Origin of the sequence: Streptomyces caeruleatus, from assembly GCF_001514235.1 — a bacterium.
Classification (GTDB): domain Bacteria; phylum Actinomycetota; class Actinomycetes; order Streptomycetales; family Streptomycetaceae; genus Streptomyces; species Streptomyces caeruleatus.
In genome coordinates this window covers 17376-34249 of sequence record NZ_KQ948942.1, presented here as the reverse complement: position 1 = coordinate 34249, position 16874 = coordinate 17376, and the positions used below count along the sequence as shown (strand labels likewise).

The window sequence follows — 16874 nt, the reverse complement described above, 5'->3', positions numbered from 1 at the left end:
GGGGGTTCGGTTGTCTCGCGAGTGCCGGTTCGTCGTGGCTGGTCGCGCCCACGCGGCGGAGCCGCAAATGTCACAGCCCCGCGCCCCTTAACGGCGTCACCTCAACGGCGTTTCAAGGATCCCTCTCTCCAGCGCTCCTTTGCCCTCTTCCGGGCCTTCCTCCATGAGCAGGACGATCCCGAAACCTGCTACTCGCTGCTTGCCCGGGACTCCGTCGATCAGGTCGAGGCCTACTGCGGGGCCGTCGATGGGCGGACTGTCGTGGACGTCGGTGGGGGGAGTGGGTACTTCACCGAGGAGTTTCGGCGGCGGGGGGCGCAGGCCTATCTCTTCGAGCCTGACTTGAGCGAACTCGGGGTGAAGCCGCCCGGTGGGGCCGTGGTCGCCGACGGGTATCTGTTGCCGCTGCGGGACGGGGTCGCGGACGTCACGTTCTCCTCGAACGTGCTGGAGCACGTGGCGGATCCGCAGACGTTCCTGAGTGAGCTGGCGCGGGTCACGCGGCCCGGTGGGCTGGTCTACGTGTCGTTCACCAACTGGCTGTCCCCTTGGGGCGGGCACGAGTGGGCGCCCTGGCACTACCTCGGTGCCGAGCGGGCTCGGGCCCGCTATCAGCGGCGTACCGGGCGGGCCGCCAAGCACACCCTCGGCGAGAACCTGTTCGCCGTGCACATCGGCGCCACCCTGCGGCAGGTGCGTGCGCGGGACGACGTGGAGGTCGTCTCGGCGCGCTCCCGCTACTGGCCGTTTCTCGCGGAGGGCGTCGTGAAGGCGCCGGGACTGCGCGAGTTCGCCACCTGGAACCTCCTCCTCATCCTCCGGCGGTGTCCACCATGACGACGACCACGGTCCAGGCTCCTCCCCCGGCAGCCGTGCCCACCTCCGCGCCCGCGTCGGGGCCGCCGGAGGGGCCGCGGTCGCGGCGCTGGCTGCTGGGGTTCTGGGCCGTGGTGTTCGTGCTGTTGCTGGCGGTGCGGCCGGGGCGGCAGACCTTCGACACCAAGCTGGGTGTGACCGTCGATCCGGGGCGGTTCCTCGCCGATCTCGGCCAGTTGTGGTCCGACCAGGGCGGTTTCGGCGGGATCCAGAACCAGTACTCGGGCTATCTGTGGCCGATGCTGCCGTTCTACTGGCTGGCCGATGTCGTACGGCTGCCGGTGTGGCTGGCGGAGCGGCTGTGGCTGTCGCTGATCGTGTCGGTCGCCTTCTGGGGTGCGCTGCGGCTGGCGGAACGGCTGGGGGTGGGCAGTGGCGGGTCGCGGCTCCTCGGTGCTGTGGTCTATGCGCTGTGGCCCGTCTTCACGATCGTCGTCGGGTCCACGTCCGCCGCCGCGCTGCCCGGTGCGTTTCTGCCGTGGGTGCTGCTGCCGCTGACCAACGAGCGGTACGCGGCGCGGGTCGCCGCGCTGCGGTCGGCCCTCGTCATTCCCTTCATGGGCGGTGTCAACGCCGCCTCCACGCTGGCCTCGTTGCTTCCCGTCGGGCTGTATCTGCTGTCCCGGCCGCCGGGGCCCCGGCAGCGGAAGCTGATCGGGTGGTGGGTGCCGGGGGTCGTGCTGGCGACCGCCTGGTGGGTGATCCCGCTGTTGCTGCTCGGGACGTACGGGGAGAACTTCCTTCCGTACGTGGAGAGTTCGCAGACCACGACCGAGACGATGTCGGCGACGGAGGCGTTGCGCGGCGGGGGGAACTGGGTCGCCTATCTGCACTTCGGTGAGGCGTGGCTGCCGGCCGGGTGGACCGTCGCGGCGTCCGTCGTCGTGATCGTGTGCTCGGCGCTCGCGGCCGGGCTGGGGCTCGCGGGGCTGGCGCGGCGGGACATGCCGGAGCGGCGGTGGCTGGTGCTGACCGCGGTGACGGTCGCGCTGATCCTGCTGGCCGGGTACGGCGGGGCGTTCGGGGCGCCGTTCCACGGGGTCGTGCAGGACTGGCTGAACGGCGGTCTTGTGCCCTTCCGGAACATCTACAAGTTCCAGCCGGGGCTGGCTCTGGCGCTGGTGCTGGGCCTTGTCCATCTGGTGGGCGTGGCGGCCGAGGCGCGCGGGGCGCGGCCGGTGCGGGGGCGGCGGTTCGCGCCGCTGATCGCGGCCGTGCTGGTGCTGCCGGGGCTGACCTGGCCGTATCTCAACGGGTCGATCCTCAACCCGGGGTCCTTCAAGGAGATCCCCAAGTACTGGCAGACCACGGCCGACTGGATGGAGAAGTACTCCCCCGACGCCCGCGCCCTCGTCGTGCCGGCCACCGCGCACGGCATCTACACCTGGGGCTCCACCATCGACCAGCCGCTGGACGTCCTCGCCGACTCCCGCTGGGCCCAGCGGGACTACGTCCCGTTCGGCACGCCCGGCAACCGGCGCGCGATGGACGCGGTCGAGCAGGCGCTGACGAGCGGGGGTGAGGTGCCGGGTCTTGCCGACTTCCTGAGCCGGGCCGGTGTGTACTACGTCGTCGTCCGCAACGACCTCGATCCCGACCAGATCGGCCAGGTGCCGACCACGACGGTGAAGCGGACCCTGGAGCAGTCCGGGTACGAGCGAGTGACGGGCCTCGGGCCGGTCATGACCGGCGGGACGATCGCGCCGGACACGCCGCTGCAGGTGGAGGGGCTGTATCCACGGCAGCGGGCGGTGGAGATCTACAAGCCGGTGAGCGCGGACGTGCCGCGTCCGCATCAGGCCGGGCTTCAGCCGGTCGCCGACACGGCCGTGGTGTCGGGCGGGCCGGAGGCGCTGTTGCCGCTGGCGTCCGAACTGCGGGGCCGGGCGAGCGTGTTGACCGGCGACAACCATCCCGGGCTCGGCTCGCCGCAGGTGCAGGTGGTCGGCGACGGGCTGCGGCGTGCGGACACCCGGTTCGGGCTGATCAACGCCAACACGTCGTACCCGTACACCCGTGACGAGCGGAACGCGCCCGACGCCGCCCAGGACGCGGGCGAGAAGCCGCACCAGATCCTGCCGACGACCGGCCTCGACCACCAGACGGTGGCCGAGCTGCGCGGTGCGCGGTCGGTGACGGCGTCGTCGTACGGCAGCTGGCTCTTCCATCTTCCGCAGTTCGACCCGGTGAACGCCTTCGACGGCAATCCGGACACGGCGTGGACCGAGGGGTCGGAGGGGTCGCCGGAGGGTGAGTGGCTGCGGATCGGGTTCGCGGGCGGGTCGTACGACATGCCGAAGGCGTTCAAGGTGACGCCGTTGCCGCAGGAGGGCGTGCGGGAGGCGGCGACGCGGGTGCGGGTGGAGACGGAGAAGGGGGCGGTGAGCTCCTTCCTCCGGGCTGACGGTTCGACGCAGGCGGTCAAGGCGCCTGCGGGCGCGACGAGTTGGATGAAGCTGACGATCACGGACTCCGTGGCGCGGCGGGCCGGGCTGACCGGGGCGGGCTTCTCCGAGGTCGACCTGCCGGACGTCCAGGTGACCCGGCTGCTGCGGCTGCCCACCGACGCCGAGGACTCCGGTGCCGCCGCCGAGATCGTCTCCCTGTCCCGAGCGGCCGACCCGACCGGTCTTTCCCCGACGGGCACGGAGGCCGGACTGCACCGGCGCTTCACGACATCCACGGCCGGGACGTACGAGGTCCGGGCGAGTGCGGTGCCGGTGGCGGGCGAGGAGCTGGACGAGCTGCTGTACAAGGTGGCGCCGGAGCAGCGGAACCGGATCGTCGCCACCGCCGACTCCACGGCGCGGCTCGGGGCGGGCCTGTCGCCGCGCAACCTCACCGACGGCGACCTGACCACGGCGTGGATCGCGGGCGACCGGCCCACGCTCCATCTGCGCTGGCCCGGGAAGCAGGCCGTGGGAGAGATCGTGCTGGCACCGGCGGGCGGCCTCTCCACACGTCCGACCGAGGTGCACATCAGCTCGCCGGACGGTGCGGTGATCGCCGGGGTCGACGAGAACGGCTGGGTCCGCTTCCCGGCCATCACGACCGACCGCCTGGACATCACGATCACGCAGACCGCCCCGCTGACCCTCTACAACCCGATGGTGGGCGAGGACCTGCGGCTCCCGGTCGGCCTGACCGAGGTCTACGTCCCGGCCCTCGACCAGTACCGGACCCCGCAGCCGAGGGGCACCCGGCCGTTCTCCCTGCCGTGCGGTCAGGGGCCGGTCGTCGCGGTGGACGGGGAGCTGTACCGGACGAGCGTGCGCGGGACGGTGCGGGACCTGATGGAACGGCGCCAGGTGGAGGTGACGCTCTGTCAGCGAGGGCGTGCGGACGCCGGGGTGCGGCTGCCGGCCGGTGACCACCGGGTCGAGTCCGGGGACGCCGGTCCGCTCACGCTGACCGACGTGACCCTGACCCGCGGCACGGTCGCCGAGCCTTCCACGGCCGCGCGTGACCTGGAGATACGGGACTGGCTCGGCGACCGGCGCGCGGTGACGGTCGGCTCGGGAGCGGCGAGCTACCTCACGATGTACGAGAACTTCAACGACGGCTGGCACGCCACCCTGAACGGCAAGGAGCTGACGCCGGTCCGGCTGGACGGCTGGCAGCAGGGCTGGCGCATCCCCGCCGGGACGGCCGGCACCGTCGAGCTGTCGTACGAGCCCGCCGTGCTCTACGAGGGCGGGCTGATCGGCAGCGCGGTCGCCCTCGCCGTGCTGGCCGGCCTGGCGCTGTGGCGCCGCCGCGCCCCGAACCCGGACGAGCCCCAGCCCACTCCCCCGCTGCCGGGGCTGTGGCTGGGCACGGTCGCGGTGACGGTGGTCGCCGTGGTCGTCGCCGGCTGGTTCGCCCTGCTGGTACCCGCGCTGGCGGTGGTGGCCTGGCGCAGGCATACGTTGCTGGTGCCGATCGCACTCGCCGCCCTCGCCGGGGCCGGGGTCGCGGCGGCACTCGGCGCCGGGGAGCCGGTCGGGGCGCGGGAGGGAACGTTCGGTCCGGCGGCTCAACTGCTGGCGCTGATCGGGCTGTTCGCGGGAGTCGTGGGGGTGCGGGAGCCGCTGGGGGCCGCCGGGGTAGCGGGCGGTTCAGGCATGTCCGCGGGCGGACCGGGAAGTCCGGGCGGCCGGGGAGGCCCCGAACCCTTCGCGAGCGCCCCAGGCGGATCGGCAGGCGCGGGCGGTTTCTCGACCGGCCCAGGAGGACCGGGCGGCGCGAGCGGACCGGGCGTATCCGCAGGCGGCGCGGACGGGCCAGGCGCACCCGCAGGCACCCGGGAGATACCGGGCGCACCCACGACCAACCCCAACCAGCCAGGCCCACCCGCAAGCACCCGGGAAGCACCGGGCGCACCCACGACCAACCCCAACCAGCCAGGCCCACCCGCAAGCACCCGGGAAGCACCGGGCGCACCCACGACCAACCCCGACCGGCCAAGCACACCCGGCACATCCCCCGGCACATCCGCGACCAGCCCGTTGCCGGGCCCGGTGCCGGGCCCGGTGGCGGGCGGGCCCGGTGCCGCGGCTGTGGTGTCGCCCGGCGCCGGAGGCGGCGGCCTTCCGGGGCCCGCCACAGCGCCATCACCCACGCGGCCGCTGCCGCAGCGTCGGCGTGGGCGCAGTGCGATGGGGACGGAGCCACCCGTTTCGGCGAGCCCTGCCCCCGGTCCCGGCCCCGCCGCCACCCCTCGGGCCGAATCCGGTCCGACCGTCTCCGCACGCGGCCCCGGTGGGCCTGACCCGGATCCGCCGACCGCGCGCATCGGCGGGACGCGGAGGTTCCGGACGAGGCGCCCCGACGACACGACGCGGGCGCAGGGCACGCCGGAGCCCGGGGGCCCGCCGGAGCCCGAGGACCCTCGGAAGGGCGACACCACATGACCGCACTTCAGCAGCCCGCACGCGCCGGCGGTCCGCCGCGGCCGACCGTACGGGTCCCGTTCCCCGTCGTGGACGAGGTCGCCCGGCACTGTCTGCAGGAGGAGGAGCCGGAGACGGTGCACATCGAGGTGCATCTGCCGGGGCGGCTGGACGCGGGACGGCTGCGCACGGCGTTCGCCGAGGCGTTGCGGCGGCATCCGCGCATCCTGATGCGGCAGGCGCCGGGGCGGTGGTACCGGCGCCGGTACGAGTGGGAGCTGACGGCGGAGCCGGACGTGGAGGTGGTGGGCTTTCCGGCGCCGGGGCGGGACGCGTTGCGGGACGCCCGGACCCGGGCGCTGACGCAGGCGCCGCCCCTGTCGCTGTCGCCGCCGATCCGGCTGGAGGTGGTGGACGGAGCGGGGGCGGGTCCGGTCGAGGGGAGCGAGGCCTCCGACGCCGTGGGAGTACGGCCGCGCGCAGCCGACGGCGGTGCACAGCCACGTACCGCACCGGGCACCGTCCTCTTCCTCACCATCAACCACACCGCGCTCGACGGCCCCGCCTGCCTCCGCGTCCTGGCCACGGCCGCCGAGCTGTACGGCGGCAAGGACAACGCCCCCGCCGCACCCCCCGTACGCGCGGCTTCCGAAGCGCCGCCGCCGCCCGAGGACACCCCGTCCAACTGGTCCCGCCCGGCGCGGGTGGCACCCGGCAGCCCCGAACCCTCCCCCGGCAACGGCATGCTCGTCACCGAGCTGCCCCTCCCCCACCGGCCCAAGGGCTCCCCCTACACGGTCAACGACCAGCTCATGGTCACCACCGCCCTGACCATCGCCCACTGGAACCGGGAGCACGGCGCCCGCCCCCGCCCCCTGCGCATCACCATGCCCGTGGACGACCGCCCCCGGGACGCCTCCATGCCCATCGGCAACGGCACCCGGCTGGTCGAAGTGCCCTTCTCTCCCGAGGAGTTGGCGGCCCACGACCCGGCCGGCATCCCCGCCCTGCTGCACCGCACCGCCACCCGCACCCGCGCCCTCAAGTCCCTCCCCCGGCCCCAGCTCGGCCACGGCGCCTCCCTCCTCACCGCGCCCTGGGCCCCCGTCGCCGTCCGTGCCGCCCTCACCCGCGGGCTGCGCCGGGCCGCCGCGCCCTGGACCTCCACGACGCTCCTCAGCAACATCGGCCGCATCCCCTATCCCCTGGACTTCGGCGAGGGGGCCGGCCGGGCGCACGCCGTGTGGTTCTCGGCGCCGGCCCGGATGCCCCGCGGCCTGACCGTCACCACCGCCTCCACCGCGGGCCGTCTGCACCTGGCCCTGCGCTGGTCGCGCGCGCTGCTCAGCCACGGCGACGGCGCCCATCTGCGGGACCTCTTCGAGCACTATCTGCACACCACGGAGGCGACCCCATGACCACCTCCTCCGTGCAGCCGCGCGAACTGCGCGACTTCTACGAGAACCCCGCCGTCCCCGTGGCCTCCGGCACCCCCCGCAGCCGCCGCCAGGCCCGCATGCTCGCCGAAGCCCTGGGACCGGCAACCGGCAACCCCCGCACCGTCCTCGACATCGGCTGCGGCGACGGCACCGCCGCGGCCACGGCGGCTCCCTTCCTGACCGGCCACCGCCTCGTCGGCATCGACTGGTCCCAGGACGCCCTGCGCCGCGCCCGCACCCGCATCCCGTACGCCATCCGCGGCGAACTGACCGACGACGGGCTGCCGCTGCGCACCGGCTCCGCGGACGCCGTACTGTTCAGCGAGGTCATCGAGCACCTCGTGGACCCGGACGCCGCGCTGGACGAGATCCGCCGCGTACTGTGCCCCGGCGGTCATCTCATGCTCTCCACCCCGAACCTGGCCGCCTGGTACAACCGCGCCCTGCTGGCGGCCGGCGTACAGCCGGTCTTCTCGGAGGTCAGCCTGCGGGCGATCCACGGCCGGCCGGGACGTGAGGTCGTCGGCCACCTCCGGCTCTACACCGCCCGTGCGCTGCGGGAGTTCGTGGCCGCTTCCGGCTTCGAGGTCGTACGACTGCGCGGCGCTCCCTTCCACGGCGTGCCGCGCCCCCTGCGCCCCCTGGACCGGCTGGCCTGCGCCAGGCCGTCGCTGGCGTCGATCCTGCTGCTGCACGCCAGGAGGAAGTAGGCCATGTGGTGGGGAGTGGCGGCGGCGTTGCTGGCGAACACCTTGTACAGCCTCGGTTTCGTCCTGGAGAAGCGTGCGCTCACCGCACTGCCGCAGGTGAGCATCCGGCAACCGGCCCGGCTGCTGCGGCTGGTGCTCGGCAGCCCGCTGTGGATCGGCGGTTCGCTCGCCCTGGCCGCCGGGTTCGGCGCCCAGCTCGTCGTCTACCGCACGCTGCCGATCGCCGCCGCGCAGGGCATCTTCGTCTCGGGGCTCGTCCTGCTCGTGCTGCTCTCCGCGCGGCTGCTGGGCGAGGAGACCAGCGGCCGGGAGCGGTACACGCTCGGCGCGATCCTCGCCGCGCTGCTGATGGTGGTGCTGTCGCTGCGGGAGGGCACCGAGACCGTGAGTCAGGCCGCGCCGTACCCCCTCATCCTCCTCGTCTGCGTGCCGTCGCTCGCGGCGGGCGTCTGGCTGTACAACTCGGCCGAGCGCAGGACCCGCCACCGGCACCGGCTGCCGACGACGGGCGTCGAGTACGGCGTGGCGGTGGGCCTGCTCTACGGGGTCAGCTCGCTGGCGATCAAGGGGGTGTCGAGCCATCTGACGACGAGCGGGGTCGGCGGCGCGCTGCTCGACCTGCTCCGCTCCCCGTACCCGTACCTCCTCCTGTTCACCGGCGCGTTCGGCCTGGTCATGTCGCAGGCGGCGCTGCAGCGCTGCCGGGCCTCGCTGATCGTGCCGGTGTGCACGACGGTGACTTGCGTGTACACGGCCGTGCTCGGCACGCTGTCGTTCGGCGAGGCGCTGCCGGAGGACCCGCTGCGGCTGGCGCTGCGGGTGGCGGGCACGGCGCTCGCCCTGGCCGTACTGATGTCGATGCCGCGCCACGACCGGCGGCCCGCCGCACCGGCTCCCCAACACCCCTCACCGGCCAAGGAGTTGACCCCACCGTGAAGCCCGAAGACCCCCTCCTGCGGATACTGGCCTGCCCGCTCGACAAGGGCCCGCTGCACCTGGTCCCGCCGGACGACGCGCTGTACAACCCGCGGCTGCACCGCCGCTACCCGATCATCGACGGCATCCCCCAGCTGCTGCCCGCCTCCGGCGAGCAGGTCTCCGACGACGAGCACGAGGAACTCCTCAAACGGATGGCCCCATGACCCTGGCCGCGCACATCGCCCCGCTGCTGCCCACCCGGCTGGTCGCCGCCCTGGCCCGGGCCGTGTACCCGCGTTTCGAACCCGAGCTGGCCCGGCTGGCCGAGCTGTGCCCCGCCGGGTGCGGGACGGCCGTCGACGTCGGCGGCTGGTACGGCCCGTGGACGCGCCGCCTGTCCCGGCGGGCCCGCCGGGTGGTGACCGTGGAACCGGTCCCGCATCTCGCGCGGCTGCTGGCGGCGACGGCCCCGCCCAACGTGCGGGTCGTCCAGGCCGCGGCGGCCGAGCGCCCCGGCGCGGCCCGGCTCTGGCTGCCGGCCCACGACGCCGGCGACCGCGGGGTGTCCTCCCTGGTCCGGCGGAACATCCACGCCCAGGCTCTCCCGGTCAGCCTGGTCACCCTCGACGAACTCGGCCTCAAGGACGTCGGGTTCGTCAAGGTCGACGTGGACGGCAGCGAGCTCGCGGTGCTGCGCGGCGCGACCGGGATCCTCGCGCGCGACCGGCCCGCGCTCTTCGTCGAGCTGGAGTCCCGTATCCAGCCGATCGGCCCGGTGGTGACGTATCTGTCGCTGCTCGGCTACGACGGCTGGGTCCTGCCCGGCCGCGACTGGGTGCCGCTGAGCCGCTTCCCGCTGGAGACCCACCAGGCGGAGACCTCGTACGTCGTCACCCAGGGCCTGCTGCGCCGGGTGCTGCCCTTCCGGGGCCCGCGCTACGTCAATTCCGTGCTCTTCCTGCCCGACGGCCGCCGCCCGGTCGGCGACGATGGAACGCATGCCCTCCGGAAAGCACCCCGCTAGCCCGTTCACCCCGCTCGACTTCCAACTGGTGCTGCTGCGCCGCATGGCCGACCACAACCCGGACCGGGTGGAGGAGGCCCGCCGCGGACTGGGCGTCTCCCTCGCCGACATGCGTGAGGCGAACAAGCGCTGGCAGGCCATGGTCCGCTCCCCGCGGGCCCGCGGGGCCGCCTCCCGGTACCGCTCGGTGCTGGGCGCGCCCGACGCCGTCGTCACCCGCAAGGTCGGCGACCTGGACTGCGAGGCCTGGCTGTGGCCGGTGCCGCTCTGGCCCGACCTGCGCTTCGAGGTGCTGCTCGCCCCGAACGGCGCGGTGTGGAACGAGTGGCTCGTCCGCGCCCCCGGCGCCGCGGGCCCGCCCCTGCGCACCCTGTCCGACCTCACCCCCTGGTCCTGCACGGTCGACGAGGCGGCCCGCGCGTTCGCTCCCGCCCGGCCGCTGGAGGGGACGGCGCCGACGCGGTGGGGGCTGGCGTTCACGGCGCCGGACGGGGAGGGGGTGCGGCGGGAGGTGGTGGCCGAGTTCACCTGGGGGTTGTTGCAGCGGGTGGCCGTTCGGTAGGGGCGGCCCGGTGGCCGGGCGGGGCGTCAGAACGGAGGCAGCGCGCCGGAGACGATGTCGCGGACCTCCGCGCGCAGCCGCGCCGCCTCCTCGGACCGGCCGTGCGTGTCCAGCCGGATGGAGAGGGTGTTGACGCTGCGGGCCAGGGCCCGCCGGTACCTGCCCGGTTCGGCGGCGAAGAGCTTGCGGTAGAGACCGACCGCCTGACGGGCCGCGTCGATCGCCCGCGGCCTGCCCTCACCGAGCAGGTCGAGGGCCCAGGACCACATCTCCAGGGCGTCCGCCAGGTCGGCGCGGTGCAGGCCCTCCTGCTCGGCCTCCAGCTCGCGGTAGTGGCTCACCGCCTCGGCCGCCGCCGACACCGCCTCCGCGGGCCGGCCGAGGGTGCCGAGCCACAGGGCGAGGTTTCGCTGGGTGCGGGCGAGGGGCTGGCGGAGGTCGACGGCGCCGGCGGCGACGAGTTCCCGGTAGATGGAGACGGCCTCGCGGGCGGGGACCGGCGCGCGGTCGACCTGGCCCAGGTCGGCGAGGCTGACGGCGAGGCAGTTGAGGCTCTCGGCGTACTTCGGACGATGGACCCCGGGTCGCTGGGCGGCCAGTTCCCGGCGGATGCTCACGCACTCGGTGATCGCGGTGTGCGCCGCGGCCGCGTGCCGCAGCGAGCGCTCCCAGTACCAGCGCACATGCAGGCTGCGGGCCAGGTCGGCGCGGCTCTCCGGGTCGGACTGGGCCTGCGCCCGCCGGATGGCCTCCGCCTGGACGGCGGCCGTCAGGGCGTGCTCGGGCAGGCCGACCTCGCCGTAGCGGTTGGCGAGGCTGCTGAGGCAGACGGCAAGGGCCGCACGGTGCGTGTCCGGGTCGTCGGCGGTGAGCCTGCCCAACAGGTCGGCCGCCTCGACGGCCGCCTCCAGGGCCGGCTGGTGCAGACCGGTGCCCCGCAGCACGAGCGACCACAGGTGCAGGCTCTCGGCCAGCCGGGGCCGCTGGTCCGGCCGGGTCTCGGCGAGCCGGCGGCGCAGCGCCACCGCCTCCTCCACGAACGGCCGCGCCTGCGCCCACCGGTAGGCGTCGCACAGCAGGCCGGCGAGGCCGTACAGCGAGGCCCCCAGGGCCTGGTGGGCGCTTTCGGGCCGTCGCCCGGCGAGCGGCCGGAGCAGGTCGATCGCCTCTTGGTACGCGGCGACGGCGTCGGTCCGGCGGCTTGCCGCCGTGAATCGTTCCGCCAGGTCGGTCAGGGCGACGGCGGCCTCGATGCCGCGGTCCGGGCCCAGCAGCAGCATGTTGGACACGGCGCGCTCCCGGTCCGCGGGCGAACTCGCGCTGTCCCTGATCACCTCGCCGAGGAACGCGGCGGCCTCCTGCGCGTAGGCCTCCCCGAAGTCGGCCGGGTGCACGCCGTCCGGGAAGCGGCGCAGGGCGTAACGGGGGTTGGGGAGCAGCTCGCGCGGGACGCCCGTGGCGAAGTTCCGCGGTGTCGACGGGTACTCGCCGGGCCAGTCCAGGTCGACGGCCCGCATGAGTTCGCCGCCGGTGATGAACCGGTCCCGGGGCGACCAGCCCCACCCCTGGGGGCCGGTCTCCGGGCCGCTTTGCAGGAGCCGCACCAGCCAGGAGCCGAACAGCCTGTCCCAGCCGGCGTCGTGGGGCACCAGGACGGAGATCTGGCCCGTCCAGCTCGCCGTTCTCAGTGTCCTGGCCATCGGCCCGTAGACCCAGTCCTTGCCGCTGCCGGGCGCTCGCACGCTGTCGAGCAGTACGAGCACCTGGTCGGCGCCCGCCTGGCCGGCGAGGCGGCACAGTTCCTCAGCGGCCAGCAGGGTGCCCGGCCGGCCGGGGTCGCTGTCGCGGAAGGCGAGCTGCGGACCGGCGGCGGCCCCGCCGCGCAGGGCGTAGCCGTGGAGATAGACCACCAGCGGACCGTCGTGCGGCCGTGCCGCGAGCCGGGCGAGCCGCTCGGTGACCGCGGTGCGGGACGGGTCGGTGAGGTACTCCGTGGCGTAGGTGTCACCGAACGCGGCGCCCACCTCGCGGCACAGGTCGGGCGAGTGGTCGAGCGGGGGCAGCCCCTCGTGGTCGTAGCGGGCCGAGGAGATCCCGAGGAACCGCCCGGCGGGGCCGGCGCCGTGCTCGGGTACGGCGGCCCGCTCGTGCAGCAGGAAGACCTGGCCACGTGCGCTGCGCAGCAGCACCGGTCCGGAACCGACGTGGACGCGGAGCTGCCAGTCCACCGGCACGGACAGGTCCTTCTCCCGCATGCGCGGGCCACCGGCCAGGAGGGTCAGTACACGCGGGTCCGTGTCGGGCACGGGGAGGGCGTGGGCGCCGGGCGGCATCCCGGTGGTGGCTTCGGGGTCGACGGGCCGCCCGTCGATCTCCAGCTCGTCGCCGTCCCTGCGTACGGTGATCAGGACGTCGTCGAGGACACGGGCGAGGTCGCCGAGCCGCCGGGCGGGCAGCGGGGCACGTTCCACGCCGAACGGGAAGCGCCGGGCCGGGAAGCGGGGGCGTACGGTCTGGGCGAGCTGCCATGCCGTGGGCGAGTCCCGGACCGCCTGCGGCAGTCGGTCCCAGGCCGTGGCGAACCACTGTCTGAGGCTGTCGCGGTTCTGCCGGGTGATCGCCTTGAACGCGGGGGCCAGCGCGTCGTCGATCTCACCGTGCCGTCCGCACACGGCGAGCCAGGTGACCTCTTCCTCCAGCAGGAGGGCCGGAGAGAGGTCGGCGTGGACGTGCTGGACGATGCGCCACAGCGAGTGGACGGGTGCTTCCGGCCGCTCCCGCTGCTGCCGCAGCCATCGCTGCAGACGGGCCTGCAGCCGGTGGCGTTCACCGGTGTCGAAGACGAGGCCGCTGGGCCCCTGGGTCCGGGCGAGTCTGCTGAACCACAGCTCGGACTCGGTCTCCACGCCGAGCCGCGGGAACACCTCCAGCCGTACCGCCCGGATCAGTTCGGGCTCCACGCGCACCGCCACGCTGAGCGCGGTCGCCAGCTTCTCGACCGCGTCGACGGGCTGTCGGTCGCGGGGCACGGTCACCGCCGGCTTCCCACCAGTGCGGCGACCGTACTCACCGTCGTGGTCCGGTCCCAGGTGAGCGCGGCCAGCAGCGGGGTCAGCTCGGGGGGCACCCGGGTGACCGGGTAGGGCACCAGCGCCAGCACCGTGCAGCCGGCCCGGACGATCTCGTGGCAGACCTGGTACCACTCGGCGACCGAGGCGCGCCGTGGATGCAGCAAGGGCCCGCCGACCCCGAGGTCGGAGACGAGCAGCACCCGCGTGCCCGGGCTGGGCGGCCGGTACGGCTGCCAGGTGCGCGGGGAGGCCGGTCCCGTGCCCCGGTTGGGGGCGTCGGCGAAGTAACGGATCTGCGTGAGTTCGGCGCCGACCAGGCCGGTGATGCGGCGGGCGAGTTCCTGCTGGTCGCGACGGTAGGGCTGCATACCGTCGCCCTGGTCGATGAGGACCTGGACGCCGAAGCGGAGCGTGGGGCGGGCTGCCCTGGGCAGCCGGGTGAGCGGGATGCCGCGGGCGAAGGCGTCGACCAGGGCGTCGATGTCCGGTTCGCCGTCGTCGCGGACCAGGGTGGTCAGGGCGGCGTTGAGGATCGCGGTGGAGGACCGTTCGGTGAGCAGCGGCGCCAGCGGTGGCCGGGCGGGGCGAGGACGGTCGGTGGCCGTGGGGAGGGTGCGGACGGATTCCCAGTCGGTGGGGTCGGGGGCGTCGTAGCGGACTGGTTGCAGCACGGGCGGGCCGACCGGGCGGGCCCGGTCCGCGTACGGTACCGGGTCGGCGTACGGCACCGGGTCGGCGGCGGGGGCCGGTGGCTCAAGGAGGGAGTCGGCGTGGCCGGGGAGCCGGCCGGGCGGGGTGAGGGGCGCCTCCTCGGCCGACGGGGCGAGAGGCCGCGCCTCGGCCGACGGGGGGTGCGCGGGCTCACCGGCCGCTGGGGCCCGGCGTGCTCCGGGAGGCGGTGGTTCGGTGCGTGGTGAACCAGGGGGCGGTGGTTCGGTGGGTGGTGGCCCGGTGGTCGGTGGCTCGTCACCGAGGCCGAGCAGCCGGGCGACCCGGTGCCGCCGGGCCGGGTCGTCGCCCACCGCGGCCAGGGCCCGGGCCAGGTCGGCCAGCCAGATCTCGGGGACGTGTCCGGTCACGTCACGTTGTCCTGCTTCAGCAGGGCCATCCGGCGCAGGGTCTGCCACCGCTCGTCGCTGTCCGCGACCCGGATGCCCAGTTGCCGGCAGGCGTGGAACGCGTCCAGGAACTCGGCGGTGCTGGGCTTGCGGTGCGCCCTCCTGTCCGCGTCCTGCCGCAGACTCTGCACCACGTCCGCGAGTTCCATGGCGAGGAACCGGTCGTCGTCCGTGAAGGGGCCGTCATAGGCGTCCACATGGGCGCGGGCGACGTCGACCAGTTCCCGCGGTACGGGATGTTCGAGTTTCACGACCAGGCAGCGCCGCAGGAACGCCTCGGGCAGTTCGCGCTGCTCGTTGGTGGTGATCACCACCAGGGCCTTCGCGTCGTCCTCGGGATCGATGTCCCGGCCGGTCTGGGAGAGGGTGAAGCGGCGTGAACCCAGCGGGACGAGCAGTCCGTTGGGCAGTTCGGGGTCCGCCTTGTCGATCTCGTCGATCAGTACGACCGACCGGGTGCGTACATCGGTGGCCTCCGCCGCGCCGCTCCGCCGGACGACGGTCAGACAAGCGCCGTCGTCGCGGGCGCGCAGGGTGTGGGCGCGGGCGGAGCGCGGCGCGAACGCCTTCCACAGCACCCCGGGTTCCACATACGACTCGATGGGCCTGAGCCGCTGGGCCTGGGCGTCGGCCAGCCGCAGCACGTGGTCGAAGGACCACAGCAGGTCCGGTGCCTGGGTGCGGGAGGTCACCACGTGCTCGTGGTACGCCCAGCGGTTCTGCCACGCCACATGCGCGGCGAACGACGACTTGCCGGAGCCCGGGTCGCCGCGCAGCAGCAGTGGCCGGCCGGTGGCGAGGGCGACGTCGACGGCCAGGTCGAGGTCGCCGCGTACGACGTAGGCCCGGCCGTCGGGGCGATCGGGGGCGTTGCGCACGCTCGGTTCCGGCGGGATCGGCTCCGAGATCACCACACCTGGTCCTTTCCGCGGCCGTTGCGGTCGGCTCGGATCTCGTCCAGCGCCAGCCGGGTGCGCGCCACCCGCCGCTCGGCATCGGGGTGCAGCGGAATGTGCAGGGTGCGGCCGAGCTGGGCACCGAGGCCGGCGGGGTCGTCCTGGTCGGTGAGGACGATGACGTTCAGCCAGGGGAAGCGGTCGATCAGGGTGCGCACCAGGTTTCCGACGACGCCGAGTTCGGTGCCGGCCGGGTCGATGACGAGGAACAGCACCTGGCCCTCCAGGGGCAGCTCGTCCTCGTCCTCCGTCTTGAGGAGAGCACGCACGGCCGTCAGGCAGGCCTCCAAGTGCTCCTCTTCCTGGGCCTCGCCCGCCACCAGGGAGACCGCCTGGATGCAGTAGTCACCCGAGAAGTACGAAGCGCGATGGATGTGCTGTCTGGCCGTGTCGGTCCAGGCGCCGGCCAGGGTCGCGACCACGTGACGGCCGCCGGAGACCAGCGGTCGTACCCCCGCCGGGTCGATCCAGGTGGGCAGCAGCATGCTGATGAGGTTGTTGAGCCGGTCCAGCGCGAGAAAGAACTCGACCTCCTTCACGGCCCCCGGCACCCTCTGGGTGGGCACCTGCGTCAGGCACTGGTGCGCGATGAGGCGGCGCCCCTCCGAGGCGGTGGGAAACATCCACTCCGTCGTGGAGCCGAGCGCACGGGCCATGTTCCTCAGCGGAAACCGGTCGTTCACCTCGCCCAGACAGTGTTCGATCTTGACCGTCATCGAGCGCATCGCCGCGGTGGAGGCGCACGCGCCCAGCTCCCCCAGACGTTCGGCGACACGGGCGGCCACGGCCTCGCCTGCCATGTCCCCCTGCACGATGCACTGCGGATCGGCGAGCCGGGATATCTCCGACCGACGCAACTCCCCCGTCGTGTATCCCCGCAGCACCACGGGCACGACGGTCAGGCCCGCACCCGCCGCCCGTCGGTGCAGCAGGATCTCGACCTCGCGCTTGAACCAGGGCGACTTCGGCCAGTCCCTGCTCACCAGGACGACGGCCGCGTCACACTCCTCGAGCCACTGGTGAAGGACCCACCGCCAGTCCACTCCGGGCGGGAGCTGGTCGTCCACCCGGACTTCCCAGCCGAAGTCCGGCAATCGTTTTCTGAGTTCGCCCCGCACCGAATCGACGTTCGCCTGGTCTTCTTCGGTCTCCGCAGAGCTGTGACTGATGAAGGTGATCGCCATCGACCACTTACCGTCCTGCCGCACGTGCCCAGTAGGGACTCAGCCGTCCCTGTAGGACGGAGAGGTTGACAGGTGATAGGGACATAGGTCAACTCGGAACTATGTCGACGAATTGACGGTCCGTAAATAATCCGATCACGTGTGG

The 16874-nt window shown here is 73.7% G+C and carries 12 protein-coding genes; 8 read left to right on the top strand and 4 right to left on the bottom strand.

Annotated elements, in window-relative coordinates; translation table 11 throughout:
• The first annotated feature begins 21 nt into the window (after positions 1–21).
• From AQJ67_RS39005 to AQJ67_RS38970, 8 genes are read left to right on the top strand one after another with little or no spacing between them, the layout of a single operon-like run.
• A complete protein-coding gene (locus tag AQJ67_RS39005) occupies positions 22–837 on the top strand; it encodes a class I SAM-dependent methyltransferase (protein WP_079056463.1) in 816 nt (271 codons plus the stop codon).
• Positions 834–5768: a DUF3367 domain-containing protein gene (locus AQJ67_RS39000; protein ID WP_244190746.1), complete on the top strand. Its 4935-nt coding sequence runs from the start codon at positions 834–836 to the stop codon at positions 5766–5768. The genes AQJ67_RS39005 and AQJ67_RS39000 overlap by 4 nt, the downstream gene beginning before the upstream one ends.
• The gene (locus tag AQJ67_RS38995) at positions 5765–7165 is read left to right on the top strand and encodes a hypothetical protein (RefSeq protein WP_062724236.1); all 1401 of its coding nucleotides are present in this window, start codon (positions 5765–5767) and stop codon (positions 7163–7165) included. The genes AQJ67_RS39000 and AQJ67_RS38995 overlap by 4 nt, the downstream gene beginning before the upstream one ends.
• A complete protein-coding gene (locus AQJ67_RS38990) occupies positions 7162–7896 on the top strand; it encodes a class I SAM-dependent methyltransferase (protein WP_062724235.1) in 735 nt (244 codons plus the stop codon). Before AQJ67_RS38995 ends, AQJ67_RS38990 begins: the two co-directional genes overlap by 4 nt.
• A gap of 15 nt (positions 7897–7911) precedes the next feature.
• Complete coding sequence (locus tag AQJ67_RS38985) at positions 7912–8832, top strand: hypothetical protein (protein ID WP_062724322.1); 921 nt, start codon at positions 7912–7914, stop codon at positions 8830–8832.
• Positions 8829–9038: a Trm112 family protein gene (locus AQJ67_RS38980; protein ID WP_062724234.1), complete on the top strand. Its 210-nt coding sequence runs from the start codon at positions 8829–8831 to the stop codon at positions 9036–9038. The genes AQJ67_RS38985 and AQJ67_RS38980 overlap by 4 nt, the downstream gene beginning before the upstream one ends.
• Complete coding sequence (locus AQJ67_RS38975) at positions 9035–9838, top strand: FkbM family methyltransferase (protein WP_062724233.1); 804 nt, start codon at positions 9035–9037, stop codon at positions 9836–9838. Before AQJ67_RS38980 ends, AQJ67_RS38975 begins: the two co-directional genes overlap by 4 nt.
• Complete coding sequence (locus tag AQJ67_RS38970) at positions 9804–10400, top strand: hypothetical protein (protein WP_062724232.1); 597 nt, start codon at positions 9804–9806, stop codon at positions 10398–10400. The genes AQJ67_RS38975 and AQJ67_RS38970 overlap by 35 nt, the downstream gene beginning before the upstream one ends.
• A gap of 26 nt (positions 10401–10426) precedes the next feature.
• Here the strand turns inward: AQJ67_RS38970 and AQJ67_RS38965 are convergent, their stop codons facing one another.
• From AQJ67_RS38965 to AQJ67_RS38950, 4 genes are read right to left on the bottom strand one after another with little or no spacing between them, the layout of a single operon-like run.
• The gene (locus tag AQJ67_RS38965) at positions 10427–13435 is read right to left on the bottom strand and encodes a tetratricopeptide repeat protein (protein WP_062724231.1); all 3009 of its coding nucleotides are present in this window, start codon (positions 13433–13435) and stop codon (positions 10427–10429) included.
• Positions 13432–14550, bottom strand: a complete 1119-nt coding sequence (locus AQJ67_RS38960) for a hypothetical protein (RefSeq protein ID WP_062724230.1) — start codon at positions 14548–14550, stop codon at positions 13432–13434. Before AQJ67_RS38960 ends, AQJ67_RS38965 begins: the two co-directional genes overlap by 4 nt.
• On the bottom strand, positions 14547–15503 hold the full coding sequence (locus tag AQJ67_RS38955) for an AAA family ATPase (protein WP_062724229.1): 957 nt from the start codon (positions 15501–15503) through the stop codon (positions 14547–14549). The genes AQJ67_RS38960 and AQJ67_RS38955 overlap by 4 nt, the downstream gene beginning before the upstream one ends.
• Positions 15497–16729, bottom strand: coding sequence for a toll/interleukin-1 receptor domain-containing protein (locus AQJ67_RS38950; RefSeq protein ID WP_062724228.1), 1233 nt, complete (start codon positions 16727–16729; stop codon positions 15497–15499). The genes AQJ67_RS38955 and AQJ67_RS38950 overlap by 7 nt, the downstream gene beginning before the upstream one ends.
• Positions 16730–16874 lie beyond the last annotated feature (145 nt).

Coding starts and splice junctions, on each gene's coding strand:
- AQJ67_RS39000 (WP_244190746.1), top strand. CDS start 834: ATGACGACGACCACGGTCCAGGCTCCTCCCCCGGCAGCCGTGCCCACC.
- AQJ67_RS38995 (WP_062724236.1), top strand. CDS start 5,765: ATGACCGCACTTCAGCAGCCCGCACGCGCCGGCGGTCCGCCGCGGCCG.
- AQJ67_RS38990 (WP_062724235.1), top strand. CDS start 7,162: ATGACCACCTCCTCCGTGCAGCCGCGCGAACTGCGCGACTTCTACGAG.
- AQJ67_RS38975 (WP_062724233.1), top strand. CDS start 9,035: ATGACCCTGGCCGCGCACATCGCCCCGCTGCTGCCCACCCGGCTGGTC.
- AQJ67_RS38970 (WP_062724232.1), top strand. CDS start 9,804: ATGGAACGCATGCCCTCCGGAAAGCACCCCGCTAGCCCGTTCACCCCG.
- AQJ67_RS38950 (WP_062724228.1), bottom strand. CDS start 16,729: ATGGCGATCACCTTCATCAGTCACAGCTCTGCGGAGACCGAAGAAGAC.